At 32.6% G+C, this 17,689-nt stretch carries 11 protein-coding genes; 7 read left to right on the forward strand and 4 right to left on the reverse strand.

Annotated features, from left to right (window positions below):
- Window positions 1-95 precede the first annotated feature (95 nt).
- Entirely contained in the window at window positions 96-935 is an 840-nt protein-coding gene (locus QBK95_RS14345; RefSeq protein ID WP_280934938.1) for a hypothetical protein, read from the reverse strand.
- 800 nt (window positions 936-1,735) lie between these two features.
- Here QBK95_RS14345 and QBK95_RS14350 point away from each other — a divergent pair.
- The 7 genes from QBK95_RS14350 (at window position 1,736) to QBK95_RS14380 (ending at window position 13,148) form a co-directional block, all read left to right on the forward strand.
- Window positions 1,736-3,523: a type VI secretion system Vgr family protein gene (locus tag QBK95_RS14350; protein ID WP_280934940.1), complete on the forward strand. Its 1,788-nt coding sequence runs from the start codon at window positions 1,736-1,738 to the stop codon at window positions 3,521-3,523.
- Between the two features lie 6 nt (window positions 3,524-3,529).
- Window positions 3,530-4,891 (forward strand): hypothetical protein, encoded by a 1,362-nt coding sequence (locus tag QBK95_RS14355; RefSeq protein WP_280934942.1) that lies wholly within the window; start codon window positions 3,530-3,532, stop codon window positions 4,889-4,891.
- A gap of 2 nt (window positions 4,892-4,893) precedes the next feature.
- Window positions 4,894-8,991, forward strand: a complete 4,098-nt coding sequence (locus QBK95_RS14360) for an RHS repeat-associated core domain-containing protein (RefSeq protein WP_280934944.1) — start codon at window positions 4,894-4,896, stop codon at window positions 8,989-8,991.
- 15 nt (window positions 8,992-9,006) lie between these two features.
- Window positions 9,007-9,417 (forward strand): hypothetical protein, encoded by a 411-nt coding sequence (locus QBK95_RS14365; protein WP_280934946.1) that lies wholly within the window; start codon window positions 9,007-9,009, stop codon window positions 9,415-9,417.
- A 633-nt stretch (window positions 9,418-10,050) separates the two neighbouring features.
- Window positions 10,051-10,446, forward strand: coding sequence for a hypothetical protein (locus QBK95_RS14370; protein ID WP_280934948.1), 396 nt, complete (start codon window positions 10,051-10,053; stop codon window positions 10,444-10,446).
- 129 nt (window positions 10,447-10,575) lie between these two features.
- Entirely contained in the window at window positions 10,576-12,777 is a 2,202-nt protein-coding gene (locus QBK95_RS14375; RefSeq protein ID WP_280934950.1) for a PAS domain-containing sensor histidine kinase, read from the forward strand.
- On the forward strand, window positions 12,774-13,148 hold the full coding sequence (locus tag QBK95_RS14380; RefSeq protein ID WP_280934953.1) for a response regulator: 375 nt from the start codon (window positions 12,774-12,776) through the stop codon (window positions 13,146-13,148). The genes QBK95_RS14375 and QBK95_RS14380 overlap by 4 nt, the downstream gene beginning before the upstream one ends.
- Before the next feature lie 64 nt (window positions 13,149-13,212).
- On the opposite strand, the gene QBK95_RS14385 is transcribed toward QBK95_RS14380, so the two are convergent.
- The 3 genes from QBK95_RS14385 to QBK95_RS14395 all read right to left on the reverse strand — a co-directional run bounded on the left by QBK95_RS14385 (window position 13,213) and on the right by QBK95_RS14395 (window position 17,569).
- Window positions 13,213-14,565: a DUF5458 family protein gene (locus tag QBK95_RS14385; protein WP_280934956.1), complete on the reverse strand. Its 1,353-nt coding sequence runs from the start codon at window positions 14,563-14,565 to the stop codon at window positions 13,213-13,215.
- Between the two features lie 14 nt (window positions 14,566-14,579).
- A complete protein-coding gene (locus QBK95_RS14390) occupies window positions 14,580-15,029 on the reverse strand; it encodes a hypothetical protein (protein ID WP_280934959.1) in 450 nt (149 codons plus the stop codon).
- Between the two features lie 62 nt (window positions 15,030-15,091).
- Window positions 15,092-17,569, reverse strand: coding sequence for an ATP-dependent Clp protease ATP-binding subunit (locus QBK95_RS14395; protein ID WP_280934961.1), 2,478 nt, complete (start codon window positions 17,567-17,569; stop codon window positions 15,092-15,094).
- Window positions 17,570-17,689: the final 120 nt, after the last annotated feature.

Here is a 17,689-nt window from a genome sequence, read left to right on the forward strand (position 1 = left end):
TTAATACGACCCAAATACGTCTAAATTAGCACTCTTTTAGTTAGCTTATTATAACTTAAAAGGCTTTCATCAAAAATTTACAACATCAAAAGTTCTTATTGTATCATCATAGTTAACGGAATTGTATAGGTACTTAGCATAGGCTCTCCATCGGTATTCTCTGCAGGAGTAATCACCTTAAGATTATTTATGATTAATTTCAGGTCATAAGTTAAATCCTCGTCTGGAGATTTTGCCGTAATATTTTTAATTCCTCCATCAATATCTATAGCAAAAAGAACCAATACTTTAATTCTCTTATGATCATTTAATGAATCATATTTTTTTAAATCTAATGCATCCAAAATACGATTTCTAATAACCTTATTTAAACAACTCTTCGCATTCTTTTCCATACATCCATCTAAAACAGGATATTTGGAGATGACAGAGTTTTCCAAACTCTCTTTATCCACAGTAACCTGTTTAAAGACAGAATCAATCTTTTGCTCTGGAATTGCTTTCTCCTCTTTCGGTTTTTTGACAACAGGTAAAAAATTAACTTTTTCATTATCAATCTTCAGTACTTGAAGTTTTATGTTATCGATAAATCCAAATACTATATTTTTATCAAGGTCAACAGTCATTAAGGTTATTAATTTTTTCTTTTCCAAAGAAATTAAATTTTCTCCCTTTATTGTACGCCAAACAGAATTTTCAAAATCTTTGATATTCCTTTTCATTTCTTTGTTCTCACCATCATACATGAATGAAAAATGACCATCTCCTTTAAAATGTAGAACCGTTGTACCTAACTCTTTAAGTATTTTTTTTTCTCTACTATCATTGAATTTATTCTCTGGAACGATAACCTCTTCAATCTTCCATTTTCCCGCTATAAAATCATCATCGATTTTTTGACAGAAAAGAAAACCAGAATGAATAAAAAATATCAAAAAACAAAATCTACACTTAGAAAACATTCAATAAATAATTTAATTTTTGGTACAAATATCTTATTTCGAAATATAAGAAATTGTATCTTATTATTCAGATAAAATAAATCATAAAACCTAGGTTCTTATCTAGGATAATTCTGAATCTTTCTTCTTTTTTGTAAATCGTTAAAAACGAGAAAATCCAATTTATTACACCTTTTTAAAGAATTTCAACACTAATTTTATGTTTCATTATAAAAACATCTAACAATTAAAAGGGCATATCATTGATAAAATTATAATTCAAAAATACTTTGTGAGTTCTGTTACAAAATTTAATCAAAAAATAATATACTCAAAACTTCTGAAGAGTATGTATACAAGAATCTAAAAAGCACATAATTCCTAAATTCATAACAACCTACTCTCGTTAGATACAAACCAACTACTGCTAAATATAAATTCCTATCATACAGACGCAAAACATTTTTTAATATTTAGGTAACAATTATATCCGTTTGTGTATATAAGTTTGATTACTATAATATAAAGGGGGAAATCAACCCTTTTTTATGTAGGAAATCATAAAAACAACTTTGTTAATTATAATGACTTTAAAAAATTGAGTATTTTTATGTAAACAACAATTCGGTACTATTTTTGCTTCTTTCTAAGAAACTATAATATCTGAAATTCCCTCCCAAATCGTTCAGATTAATTAGAAAGTTAACCTTGCTTTCAAATAGTACACTAAAATATAATTACGTATAGAATCTCAATAGTAGCGTATGCTATAAAATTGAAAATAACGAGAAATCATGGCTTTGCAATCAAACACACAAATATTTATAGGAGGATCTCCAATTACTGCCTATAAAAGATTAATGCTTCATCAAGAAATCGATGCCCATCATGTGCTTGAACTAGTATGCAGAATGGACGTATTAGAAAATATAGGAGGAGAAATTGCCTCAGAGAGCAAGAACTATCTTGGTGAAATTCTTACAGTAAAAGTATCTTCTCTAGATACTGCTAATGGATATAAAGAGTTAGAATTTAAAAGTATTGTAACTTCAGTTAGCAACACAAAAGGGTTTCATCAACAAAGTGGGGATATGGTTTCTATAAAAGCGCATAGCTGTAGTATCATCACAGATGATGGTCCGCATTATGATTCACATAGCGATGTAGGTCTTTCTGAAATTTTAGATAAAACTTTTCAAGGTTATGATCAATCTAAACTCGAAACCAATTTTAACCCTCAGAATTCTGAAAGCCTTCATTATAGTGTACAGCACAACGAAAGTGCTTTTGAATATGCCAGTAGATTAGCAGCACAATATAGTGAATGGTTTTTTTATGACGGAAGTAAACTCATATTTGGAAAACCTGAAGACAAAGAAGCAACAGAACTAAGCTATGGTCATGATTTACAAGAATTCTCTTTAAACCTCAACCCTACACCAAATAATTTTAAATATTTCACTAACGATTACCTAACCGATGAACAACATGAGATGGCCACAGCTCAGGTTAACTCTGGAGTTAACGGGTTTAACGGTTTTACAAGTGAAAAAAGCGAAGCAATATTTGCTAAAGAAACCAGTGTATATGTAAATTCATATTATGACCCTCAACTCAAAAAGAGATTAGACAAGCACGTAGAACAACAAAAAAAAGCTACCGAAATAAAACAAGTTCAGATTCAAGGAGTAAGTGATAATCCTGGAGTACATTTAGGACAGGTAGTAAAAATTAAAGGAGAAAGTACTGATTACGGAAGTTTTAGAATAATTAGTGTTTCTCATACTTCTACTGAAAATGGAAAATATCAAAATCGCTTTGTAGGAGTAACAGCAGATTTGGATGTATATCCTAATACCAATATGATGGCGTTTCCAAAAAGTGAATCGCAAGTAGCCACAGTGATGGATAATGCAGACCCTGATGGTATGAGTCGAATAAAAGTTCAGTTTCCTTGGCAAAAAGCTAGCGGAGAAGAAACTCCTTGGCTTCGTGTTTTAACTCCTCATGCTGGAGGTGGAAAAGGTTTTCAATTTACACCAGAAAAGGATGAAGAAGTCATTGTAGGTTTTGAAGGAGGTAATGCAGAAAGACCCTATGTGATGGGAGCACTTTTTACTGGTGGTAGTAATGCTGGAGATTGGAAAACCGAAAAGAATGATATCAAGGCTATTAAAACGCGTGGCGGACATACACTTTCATTCTCCGACGAAGACGGAAAAGAAACGATTACCATTACCGATAAAAATGGTAACTCAATTATTTTAGATACTTCTAAAAAAGAAATAAACATTAGTGCACCAGAAAAAATTAATTTCTCATCTAAAGAAATTAATATCAATGCTTCAGAAACAGTTAATATCGACGGCACCAATAATGTAAATGTAAAATCTAAAGAAATTCTGAACGATGGAAGTGCCAAAGTAACAGTAAACAGTGGAGCTAAAGTAGAAATTGGCGCTCCAAGTACATTGGTCGAAGGAAAAGCTGAATTAAAGCTGACCAGTAAAGGGATGACAGATATAGATGGTACAGCTATGACGAATGTAAAAGGTGGATTATTAAATCTTAACTGCGGGTAATACATCATGAATAACGAACATAATCCCATAGCGCAATTAATTACAACAATTCAGCAAAAATGGATTGATGAAGTAAGCCCTTATAATCACATTCAATTGGTTCGATGGTTAATAAAACCTGATCAAGCAAGATTATATGAAGGTTTTTTACGCTTAGAATCTACTCCTAACGGAGGTTTACCAGATGTTCCTATAGTATTACTTACCGCTTTTGAGAACAAAGAAACGCATAGTGAAAAATTAATAAAAGACTGGATAGACACATTCAAAAAAGATGAAAAACTGCAACAGAATCTCGATTCCAGAAATTTAACGTTCGACTGGGATGTTGCAGAATATGAAACAAAGCTCAAAAACGAAAATACAGATTGTAATGTATTGTTATTAGAAATGCTAAGTACTTTTCAAAAAGCAATGCCGAATCCACAATTACACTTGGCATTATCTCTCTATCCTTATTCTATTGAAGAAACTAAAGAATATGGAAAATGGATTGATATACTCATACAATTAGGGTTGCCCGACAAAGTACGATTGATGTTTTTTGACTATGTAGAGGAACGACATTTTGATCAACTTACAAAAGCGCATCGTGATATTTCAAAATCATTAGCAGTTCCTTTAGATCTTCAAGGGGCAATCAATAAAATAGCTGCCGCTGGAGACCCAAATGATCCTGAAGTGCAATTTAGACAATGTATGATCGAAATGTCTAAAAGCGTTACTAAAAAGAATCTACCCAGACTTAATGATTGGGGAAAGAAAGGGTTAATGATCACACAAAAATCTGGAAGTAAATCTGCTTTTGCAACTGCTCATGTGATTTATGCAGGAATGCTTTTTAATTTTAAAGAATATAAAATTATAGAAGAGTTACTTCAAAAAGGGTTAGCTATTGCCAAACAAGGATTATCCAGTGGTGAGGACACCTGTAAACCAATTATCATTCAGAGTTATGGATATCAAGCAAGTTGTAAACAGCTACAAAAACAAAAAGATGTTGCAGCAGATTTGTTCTGTAAACAAGCCAACACCTCTATTGAGTTTGGTTTTGGTCCGCAAGCATTGACAGCTTGGTGGTTGGGATATAATGTTATTAAAAAAAGAGATAAGAAGAGATATTCAGACATTGTTACTGAAGCATACCAATACGGTGTTTCGTTAGCACCAGAAATGATAAAATCAACCTGTATGGCGTATATCGCTGCAGATTATTACAACATCTGTGAGAAAAACAGAAATACAGAAGCATGCGAATCTATAGACATCTTTATGACAGAAATTGAAGAAGAAGGTTGGAGAGAAAAAGTCGAAGAGCATCGCAAAGAAATGGAAAAAAAGAGTCTTTCAATTTTAAACTGGTTCTAGATATGTTATTAGCAAGTAAACATTTTACCCCTGTTATTGGAATTGATATACATATCGTAATCATTCCTCCTGGAGTCCCAGTACCTATACCTCATCCGTATATCGGAATGGTAATAGATCCTATGGACTATGTTCCTATAATAGGTTCTACAGTAAATGTAAATTGTGTTCCTAAAGGAAATAGCGGTACTGCTGGAATGATTGGTACGATGATCCATATCCCAATGGGTGGACCTTTTGCAATGGCTCCAATGATAGGTCATGACTCCATGAACTTTTTTGGAAGCACAAAAGTTAGCGCAGAAGATGCGTACTTCACTCCTGCTGGATATATGACAATGACCTGTAATGATATAGGGATGCCACTATCATTAACACCAGGAAAAAAAATGAAGCCAATACCTAGTTTATATTTGCCTTCCTCTATGAGTGTACCAATACCTATGGGGAAACCAGTAAATGTAGGTGGGCCATATGCTCCAGATTTAATGGGGATGTTAATGGCTCTAGTAATGTCCTACGGTTTTGGGGCATTAATGAAAGGTGCAGGAAGAGGCCTAGCAAAATTGAATAAAAGCGTATTACAAAAATTTCCAGCAACTCAAGGATTAGGTAAGAAATTGTGTAAAATGGGATTCGAACCAGTAGACTTGATTACAGGTCGTATGGTCTATGAAGGAGAAGATTTTAGCATTGGCGGACCTATACCAATTCGTTGGGAACGTAATTGGTATTCTGATTCTGGATATGAAGGAATGATGGGCCACGGAATGCATTGTAATTATGATCTCGCCCTGCATATCGATTATGATGAAGATGCAATAGTTATGCGTCTACCAGATGGAAGAATTACCTCCTTCCCTATGCTACTTACAGAAAACGAATCTTTTTATAATAGACCTGAAAAGTTAACACTAACATATGTTGACGGTACTACGTATGAAGTTATCGACCATCAATCTCAGCAAACATATACTTTTACTAAATATACCGACACACTATACAAACCAACCAACTTAAGAAATCCAGAAGGTTTTAAAATCCAATTCGTTTATAATGCGGTATATCAATTAGAACAAATTATTGATACAGCAGGTAGAAAAATTGATTTAGATCTGGACGAAGAAAATAGAATTACTAAGATTACAGCAACACATAAGGGAGAGACTCGAACATTGATACAGTATACCTATAATGAAGATGGAGATCTTATAAAAATTATTGATGCTTTAGATCAAGCAACTGTAATGGAATACGAAAACCATCTTATGATCAAAAAAACTGATCGTAATGGACAAGCTTTTTATTGGAAATATGATGGAGAAAATACAGGAGCTAAATGTATCGAAACATGGGGAGATCAAGGAATTCTTTCTGGAACCATAGAATACAATAAAGGGTATAATGTCGTAACCAACTCTCTTGACCAAGAAAGTATTTATTACTTTAATAATCTAAATCTTTGTACACAAGTTACCGATCCGATGGGCGATCATATTTTCCATGAATATACTCCATATATGGAACCCTATCGTGATATTGATGAAGAAGGAAACATCACGGGATATAGTTATGACGAACGTGGAAATTTAACAGGCTTACATCAACCAGATGGTGCTGTCATTGGATTTGTATATGATGAAAAAGACAGACTTGTTCTTTCTAAAGACCCTGCAGGAGGTTCAGTAGTAAAGACTTTTGAAAACGATCGTCTGCATGCTGTTATAGGTTTAGATGGTGGTGTTACCTCTTTTGAATATAACGATCAGGGATTAATCAAGGAAGTTAGAGATAATGCAGGAAACAGAACTAAGCTAGATTATGATGAAGATCATAACCTACATAAACTCACATTACCAAATGGTGCAGAATCTCACTGGGAATATGATGCTTGGAGTAGATGTTTACATACTAAAAATTCTGAAGAGTATCAACAGCAATTTTTCTATGATGAATTAGATCGTATCTATCAAGTAAGACAAGCAGATGCTAATATCATTAAATTAAAATACAACGCCTATGATGAGGTAATCCAAACTGTAGATCAGAAAAAACGAGAAGTTAATTTTGATTATACCCCAATGGGAAGCCTTAAAATGAGGGAAGAAAATAGTAGAAAAGTGTATTTTAAATATGATACAGAAGAACAACTAAACTCTATTACCAACGAACATAATGAATATTATCGTTTCTCCAGAAATGAAAAAGGAGAAATTATCAGGGAAATTGGTTTTGATGGATTGACTAAAAAATATGATCGTGACCGTGCTGGAAAAGTACTCAAGATAAACAGACCTGATGATAAATATACTGAATACGAGTATGATTTTAATGGAAGAATTACTCGAGCAGAACATAGTGATGGCAGTTGGGAAACCTATAGCTATGATCTTAGTGGAAACCTGATTGAAGCCGTTAATGAGAATAGTCACGTACAATTTATCAGAGATAAAGCTGGCAGAATCATAGCAGAACATCAAGATGGTCATCTTGTAGAAAGTGAATATGATTCTTTAAGTAATCGCAGCAATATTACCAGTAGTTTAGGTGCCAATATTGCTTTGTCCAGAAATAAACTTGGATTGATACAAGAAGTCTCTGCCAATTGCTTCTCTCCTTCTGAGGAAGAGACATCAGACAACGTAAAATCAAAGGTTTGGAATGCACAATTTGTGCACAATAGCCTAGGTATGGAAGTAGAGAGAATACTTCCTGGTGGTATTGTCAATCATATCGAATATGATCATGCAGGAAGACCTATACAGCATAAAGTTACTTCTGGAAATCGAGAAATGCGTCATCGTACATACACTTGGAATGTAAATGATCGACTCACCAAAATGGTTGATGAATTAACCAAAGGAACAGTTGCATATAGCTATGATGAGTTTAATAATTTGGCAGGAGCACGATATGAGAACAAACAATTCGATTACAAACTACCAGATGAGGTTGGAAACTTATATAGAACCGAAGGTAAAGGAGATCGAAAATACGGAACTGGAGGACAACTTCAAGAAGCTGATGGTAATAAATTTAAATATGATGCTGAAGGGAACCTGATTACCAAAATCACTCATAAAGGTAATTGGGACTATGAATGGTATAGCAACGGAATGCTACGTTCAGTGACTGATCCAAAAAACAATACAACAGAGTTTGAATATGATGCACTAGGTAGACGAACTGCAAAAATCACCAATGTCAGCCCCAGCCTATCAAAAACTAATAAACAAATCACTCGATGGGTTTGGGACGGCAATGTCCCACTCCATGAATGGAAATACAATCTAAATCAACGGCCAGAATTGGTTGTAGATGAATATGGAATGCTTAAAGAAAGTAAACCAGAGCCCGTTGAGAATTTAATTACTTGGATATTTGACGAGGGTACCTTTAAGCCTGCTGCTAAAATTACAGAAGACAACTCCTACTCTATCATTACTGACTATCTGGGTACACCTGTAGAAATGTATAACAGCCAAGGCGAAAAAACCTGGGCAGTAGAATATGATATTTACGGAAAAGTACGTAAACTTGTAAAAGGTTCATTGAATGATTGTCCTTTTAGATATCAAGGACAATATGAAGATATAGAGACGGGATTGTATTATAATCGGTTTAGGTATTATACACCTGATGAAGGTGTATATATATCGCAAGATCCGATAGGGTTGGCTGGAAAGATGCCTAACCTGTATTCATATGTACGTAATAGTAATACTTTTGTTGACCCATATGGACTTTTAGAGGAAGTGGTATTCCCTAAAAATAATGTTATAGCTGAAACAACAATTCAAATGCAAGGATCTAGAAGTCAAGATTTCAAAGCTGCAAATGCGAATGTAGGTCTTAATGGAAAACGAGGCAAACCAACAGGTAATGCACATAAAGAAATTCATGGTGATGTTGTTTGGCATCACGTGGACTATGACCCTGAAACTAATACTGCTAAAATGCAGTTAGTAAGCTCGGCAGATCATAACGCAAGTAAACCACATAAAGGTTCCGTTAAAGGTTTTGAAGATCATACTGGAACAGTATATGAAAGTCCAGAAGCAAAAGCGGAAGCGAAAAAATTAAATGCAAAATGTCCTTAATTAATATTATTTATTATGAACAGTAGTGATGTACTTTTTGATGAAAATTTAGAATTGTATACTTCAATTAATGAATCTAGTAATCAAATTTGTATTACTCTATCCGATGATTTAGATGCATCAGAAGAGGAGTTAACCGAAAAGTATAAATCCAAAATAGCTAAATTCATAAACGATTCTTCAAAATGGTATGAGATAGCTATTCTTGCAGTTATAAATAGGGGCAAAAATGAATATAATAAAGAGGTTCAAAAAAATGATATACAATTAATGAATGTCTTTGTACTTTATGAACAAGATGAAAAAGAACTGTTCGGACTACAATTTAGAGTTAGCTTTGATATTGAACATGGGTGTGGTTTAAAAATTACAGGTGATAATTATGAAATCACGGAATTGGGAGATGGAGATGTTGCTTTTTGTTAAAACAACATGCTTATAAATTTACCTACTGATTTTACGAAATTTGCAATTTCGTAGGGTTATGAATAGTAACAAAGATTAAGAAACAGTTACATTTCCGTAACTGTTTCCTATTTCAAATCAAAGCATCGAAAGTTTTATAATGTGTTGCCAAAACCATAGGAAAAGACTGCTATCCTATAACTACTGACTATCTGGGTACACCTGTAGAAAAATGTATAATAGTCAAGGCGAAAAAACCTGGCAAGTAGAGTATGATATTTATGGAAAAGTGCGTAACCTTGTAAAAGGTTCATTGAATAATTATCCTTTTATAGCTTCAAGAAAAGTATGAAGATATAAAGACAGGATTATATTATAAGACATAGGTATTATTTAGCTAATACCAGAACTTAAACATTACAGGATTAAATTGGATTACTTGACAATAATCCAAACATTTATATTCAAATCTACGAGTAGATTTTTTTGGTTTTGAATACAAAATAAAAGTATCTGACAGAACTAAAGTTTTGATTAAAATAGTTGATTTAAAAAATTGCTTACTAAAACCAAATATGTAAAACTACATGCTATTAAATTTTTAACATCGGATTAAAAACAAGATCACTATATTAGATTTCTAATTAACCGACAATGAAACATCTTAAAACCTTTTACCTATTCATTTTCTACTTTTGCTTTTCTAATACTTGTATTTCTCAGGACACAACAGTGTCATATATAGAAACCGAAGCTGTAATAAAAGAAATCAATTTTACAGTTCGTGGACGTAGATCTGCAGCTACAGCAACTGTTGCTTACAAAACGCAAGAAGGTGATAGTCTATCTAGCGTTGTGAAACTTATGCATATTCCGTTTATAGGAGCTTTAGACAAAGAAGGTGACCATATTACAGTGCTATACAATAAAGAAACACCTCTCCTACTCACGACCAAAAGCACTTCTTTTTTACAATCCTATGGTCTATATATTCTTATTGTATTAGGTATAATTATTTTGATTTTTAGATTAAGAAAAAGAAAAGGGTAGCGCTACTTTCTTTTAGAATGATGGTAATAAATTTAAGTTAAAAGCGATAGCATATTCACAAATTATAAAACCAACATTTCGTTATCTAAATCATTTTTGTAACTTTAAAAAGCTAATCACCCAATTTATATGGCATTTACAGGGCAAGAATTTGTCACTCTAACAGAAAAAACCATGCTTTATCTTATAATTATAGATAAAGAAGGAAAAGTGCATTATGCCAATAAACGAAGTGAGACTTTATTTCAATTACCTAACGATCAAATTGTTGGAAAATCCATTATTGATTTCATAATTGATCAGGAAGAAAATGAATTCGAAGAAATCATATCTAAATGTTGTACACTTAAGTCTCCTCAAAATTATACATTTCGGTTTTCGCCAGCGTCTAATTCTGGAATACTTACCTTAAAGTTTGATTTTATCTTATATAATGATCTCATTTATGCATCTGGAATTGACATAACAGAAGAAAATAAAGAACATTATTCCCTTATTTCATTATCAAAATTGACTAAAACTGGAGCTTGGTATTATAATCCTATCAGTGAAGAAATGTTTTTTTCTAAAGAATGCTATAACCTTCACGACTTAGAGCCAGGAACTCCAATAACGATGGAAAAGGCGATAAGCTATTATCGACCGGAATCTAGAGCCAAAATATGGAAATACCTTGAAGATCTAATTAATAAAAAACCTACTGATTATACCGAAAAAATAATTACAGAAAAAGGCACGGAAAAGTGGATTAGAGTCTTGGGAGAACCTATTATTCATAATAACAAAGTAGTTTTTATTAATGGAAGTTTTGCAGATATTACAGAACGTCATAATTATCTTGAAAAATTAAAGTATAACGAAGAAACCAAACATCTGGCTCTTAAAGGAATCCGCTCTGGATTATTTGATCATCATTTTGATATTGATGCTACGTATTATAGCAAGGATTTTAAGAAAATGCTCGGACTTCCTTTAGAAAAAGACTTTATCGATGTCAATTTATTAAAAGAATTAATTCATCCAGATGACATCGAGCCAGCTCTTAAACGACATATCAAAGGTCTTAAAAAAGAAGGTAATCACTACTTCAATCACTATAGAATAAAAAACAAAGAAGGAGATTACAGGTATTATGAAATTCACGGATATCGCAAAAAAGACAAAAATAACTGGACTACCAGAATGATTGGTAATCTCATTGATGTACACCAAAGAAAATTAAACGAACACACCATAGCAGAAAATCATAGTAGATTATTGGCTATGATCAATAATAGCTTTGCATATACGGTTTTATTAAATACAAATGGAGAAATCTTAATGGCGGATGAGAATTCACTGAAAGTTATAAAAAGAGATTTTAACATCAATCCTACAGATGCACCTACTCTTTTTATAGATGTTATGCCTGTCAATTTCAGAAGTACATTCGCCCACGAATTTAACGAAGCTTTAAAAGGAAATACCGTAAAAAAAGAAATAGAACGAATTACATATAAAGGCGCTATACAATGGTTAGAATCAAAATATACTCCTATTAAAAATGAAGAGCATAACATTAACTCGGTTCTAGTTAGTTTTCATGACATCACAGAGCAGAAAACTGCAGAAATAGCTATTAAAGAAGCACATCTAAAGGAGCAAGAGCTAAGTAATCTTAAATCAAACATATTATCTAATTTTAGCCACGAAATAAGAACTCCGTTAAACGGAATTATCACTATCAGTAATTTATTACTCTCCGGAGAAGAAAATCCTGAAGAACGTGAAAAGTTATCGGTTTATTTAGATGAAAGTAAAGAAAGGTTACTTGCCACTATTAATAATTTATCACATTATAGTGAAATCGAAACCATTCAAAAAAATCTCAATTATTCAGAAACAGATATCAATTATACAGTAGAGACTTCCTATAGAAATTATCGCCATTTGGCTAAAGCCAAAAACCTCACATACACTCTAAAACTTGATGAAAGCTGTCCTTCTACTTTAATTGATGAAGAAATATTCCTTACTGCCATAAACAATATTATTCATAATTCTATTAAATATACTGATGAAGGTAAAATAGTCGTTAAGATTAAATCTAAAAAACTAAACATTCGTATTTCGATAAAAGATACAGGAATTGGTATTGAAAAAGATAGTCTGAAGAAAATATTCGACCCTTTTATACAAGAAAGTATAGGGCTAAGTAGAAAATATGAAGGTACTGGAATAGGTTTGAGTTTATCAAAGAGATATATTGAAGTACTTGGAGGCAAAATAAAAGTTGCAAGTAAGGTAAATAAAGGAACAGAATTTATAATTACAATCCCAAAGAATATATGAATATACTTTACGTAGAAGACAATAAGATAAATGCAATGGTAATGGATAAAATGCTATCAAAAAATGTATCCAATGTCATAATTGCGGAAAATGGTCCCACAGCTTTAGAAATAGTAAAAAAATCATCTTTAGATTTAATTTTAGTAGATATCAACCTAGGATTAAATCAAATGGACGGATGTGAGTTATTAAAAAGATTTAAGAAGCTGGATCCGCTAAAACATATTCCTATATATGCAGTAACCGCCTATGCAATGCCTGGTGATGCCCAAAAATTCATTAAAATTGGTTTTGATAAATACTTTTCAAAACCTGTAAATTTTGATAAACTATTAACTGCTATTTCTAAGGTAAAATCTAAGGTTAGCTAAAAAAAATGAGTGCCAAAAAATTGACACTCATTTATATTATTATTTTATTTCTATTCTTTATAAACTATTGTTGTTCATAATCAGAATCCCAATCAGTTCCATCATCACCTTTCTGACCATCCATCTTAATCATAAAGTTTTTAGCAGGAAAATAAGGCTTCATATGTATATCTAAAAATACTCTATCCTTTTGCTGTGGATCTTGCTCAAAACGTTTGATTGAAAAGTCTTCAATTAATTGATCTGGACCAGTTATACCATCTAAAAACTTAACAATTTGCCCCATTAATTCTTTACGGGTTCTTGCATTAAAGTTTTCGAAAGCTCTTCTATTTAAGAAATCCATTAATACCTTAGTCACATAATCAAATACACGAACTACAGAATATGTCTGTAATCCCAGATTATCACCATTAAATAAAGTTTTAGCAGAAAATGCCATTACTTTACCATATTCATTTACCATAGGAACCAATCCTAATTTTTCTAACTGAGCAATTTCACTTTTCTTAAGATCAAAACGAACACCATCAACCTCATTCATTCCACCAAACTTCTTACCTGCGGTTACCTGAGACATTAATGTCTTATAGATTTTACCTGCTAATGCACTTGATGGAGGAACAAAAAGATCATCCTCTTCTCCTACTTCATCGTGTTTCCCTCTTCCTACAAGCCAGTTACAAGACATAATCACATTAGATCTGTATTTATCACCTCCTGTAAGATTTGCTGCTTCAAACATTTCCATTACATCATCTGGTTCATCTAAGTGCTCAAAATCAGTAACCATCATCACCTTATTCTCATGAGCAATCTTTGCCCATTTCTCTACCACTTTGTTTGATCCCAAATATCCAGGAATAACAAGTAGTCCATAATTATCTCTTAAATCTAAACGATCGTATCCCTGCACTAATTCTTCCTGTACAGCATCGATAAACCTTGTATTATCAAGATCCTTAAGCTGTTCAAGCTCAGCGTTCATGATATTGATATTCTTAATTTTCTGTGATTCTGTATTCTTAAAAAACAGCGCTACAGATCTATAAGATTGTTCTAATTCTCTGGTTTGTTCTAAAGCCGCTCCTAGATTTTTCTCTAATGATTTCCCAGCAATTTCCGATCTTTTTTCAGATTCATCTACCATTTCAGAAAGATCATCAGATGAGGATAAAACCTCACTCCAAATTTCTAAAGTTTTCTGAAGCTTGGCTCTTTCTAATTTCTTTGTTGATTCGGTAAGAAAAATCTTTTTACGTGCTTTACGATCTGGGTTCATATTCTGAACATCATCTATACACGCTTCTAATAAGTCAAAACCACCATATTTGGCTAGTTTTTCCTCGTTAATTTTCAGCTCTTTCGCTGGGTTTTCTATTTTAACACTCTCTTGAGCTTGTTTTCCTGCTGCCATGTAATTTAATCTTTTTAACCTTGTTGTAATTCTGCTAATAACGATTGGATAGATCTTATTAATGCTTCTTTTGCATCTGGATCTGCCAATGCAGTCTTTAAAATCTTGTTTGACTTAAGTTGTTTTACAACTTTTAGATACTGATCTTTTTCTGTATCCAAGTCATTCAAGAATTTACTCTGGTTAATAATTCCTTTTTTACCAAAATCACCTAAGTGATTAAATTTTAGCATTTCTTTACTCTCTACACCATCTGCATCCTCAAATTCTACCTCTACTTCAGGTTTATAATTTTCAAACACGTGTTCTACAGAGGTCAACCCACCAACAATTTGCGGCTTAATTGGCTGATCCTGAGTTAATTTTTGAACAAGAAGCGTTTTGTTTTGCCCGATCTCCAATATAGCTTCACTGGCATCGGTTTTCACCTCTGTTCCTCCTAATCCATATGTGTTATTGCTCATACTTTCTCTTAATAATGATTGTGAATTATAAATATACTAATTTTATTGCAGGATATTGGTCTTTATTCATAGGACCATTCCATTTTTTCATCTTTTATATCCAAACTAACCTTACTACCTTTACCTATCTTTCCTGTAATCAACATTTTAGACAAAGGGCCTCTAAGATCAGTTCTAATAACTCCTCGCAAAGGTCTTGCTCCATATTTGGGGGTAAATCCCTTATATGCCAGATATTCTTGTGCTGCTTCGGTCAATTCGAGTGTTACTTCTTGTTTATTTAAAGCTTTATGTAAATCTTTTAATTGAATATTGAAAATCTTTACAACATTCTCTTTTGTAATTGGAGCAAAAGGAACTATTTCTGTTAGTCTTCCTAAAAATTCAGGTCTAAAATGCCTTCCCATCAACTCTAATAAATCTGAAGATTTGGGAATTTCTCCATCAGTAAATGACTTTACCACATGTTCACTACCAATATTAGATGTAAACAATATAACCGCATTAGAAAAATCTCCAGTTTTACCTAACCTATCATTCAATTTTCCTTCATCCAAAATCTGCAAAAATATATCAAACACAGACGGATGCGCTTTTTCAATTTCATCAAACAATACAATAGAATAAGGTTTTTGTCTTATTTTATTTACTAACAATCCTCCTTCTTCATAACCAACATATCCAGGAGGTGCTCCATATAACAAAGCTGCAGAATGTTCTTCTTTAAACTCGGACATATCAAATCGAATAATAGCATCTTCTGTTTGAAATAAGAACTCTGCCAAAGATTTTGCCAACTCCGTTTTTCCTGTACCTGTAGGTCCTGTAAAAAAGAAAGAACCTGTAGGTAAACCTGGTTTACTTAAACCAGATCTTGATTCCAATACAGCTTCAGAAATGGTTTTAATCGCATGATCTTGTCCTATCACCCTTTTTTTAAGATGATCTTCCATATTTAATAATCGCTCCTTTTCATCTGCCTGTAATTTTCCAACTGGTATTCCTGTTTTATTAGCAATCGTTGCAGAAACATCATTTTTATCAATAATCGTTTTCTCTTCAGATGCTTTTTGGAAAAAACGGTCTAAAATCGTAACAATTTTCGTCTTATATTCTTTAAAAGTTTCTGCTCCTGAAGTCATTTCATCTTCACCAAGTTCTGTAAACAACAAATAACTAAACTTACTTTTAAGGTTGTTATATATCCAGCTTACTGAATTGATTTTTTCAGCTTCTTCCGATTTCTTCTCTCCAATTTCTTTTATATCCTTTAATAACACCTCTACATTATTAGCGGTCGTTTCTATCATATATCTAGAAGCAGACATTGTACGATCTATAAGATCTATGGCCGCGTCAGGAAGACTTCTATCTTTATTAAAACGTTTAGAAAGTCTTATAGCTTCTGCAATTGTTTCATCTATAATATCTAAACTATGATGATTTTTATACTTATCAATAGTATTAGAAATCATGGTCAATGCATCTTCTTCTGAAGGTTCGTCTAGTGCAACAATCTCAAATCTTCTTGTAAGCCCTTCGTCTGTTTCTATATGTTTTCTAAACGCATCGTTTGTGGCCGTTGCAATAAAAGTAACTTCTCCTTTTGCTAGCTCAGATTTTAAAATATTTACTAAACCTTGATTGCCACTATTTTTATCTGTGAGATTATTGATCTCATCAATCAATAAAATAGGTTTATCAAATTCTTTTAATGCCGCTATTATCTTTTTAAATCGATCTTCTACCTCACTTTTATAACTCGCTCCAGAAACTAAGTTTATAAAATCTAATTCATAAATTTGAGCATCTTTTAACCCTTCAGGTACATTACCATGAACAACTGCTTCAGAAAAACCATCTAATAAGACTGTTTTTCCAACACCAGGTTCTCCAGTAATTAAAACATTCGGTTTAGAATGCCTACCTAAAATCTCTGTGATCATCTTTACTTCGGCATCTCTACCAAAAACATCATCTAATTGCCCATTTTTAGCAGCAAATGTTTTATCAAAACAATATTCTTCGAGTATTCCAGAATCGCTTTTTTGCGCATTACCTTGGGTAGTTTTTCCTTTAGTAGTAGTCTTGCCTCCTCCTGTTTTTCCTTGATTAACAGCTATTAAAATTTCATCTGCTTTAAGCGGTAATGTTTTTAATTGTTCGTATGAAAAACCTACACCTGGCGTACATAAAGAAATTAATATGGCTTGCGGTGTAATCTCATCTTGACCCAACTTTAACTTTACAGTATCTGCTTCATTAAATACGGCTTCTATAGATTTATCTCCTTGAATAGTGTCAGGAATATTAACAACTCTTGGTAAAGCTTCTATTCTCACTTCTGACCATTCCTCATAATAATAAATATCTCCATCAATTTGGTCAAAAAAATCTTTTAGTCCTACATCCTTATGCAAGAGTGCTTTCAACAAATGAGCAGCATTATATTGATCATTATAACACTCTTTAGCAATAGATTGTGCTATATGAATTGCATTATCAACTTTAGATGACAATGTGTAGTCTAATATTTGCATGAAGTTGGTTTTTCGTAAAGTAAATAAATAACCTAATAATTAGCAAAAAATTATCCCATACGGATCATAAAATTTAATTTATTATCCATCAAAGAGAGATTTTCTTCTAAAAAACTATGA

It is taken from the genome of Aquimarina mycalae (assembly GCF_029906345.1).
GTDB lineage: Bacteria > Bacteroidota > Bacteroidia > Flavobacteriales > Flavobacteriaceae > Aquimarina.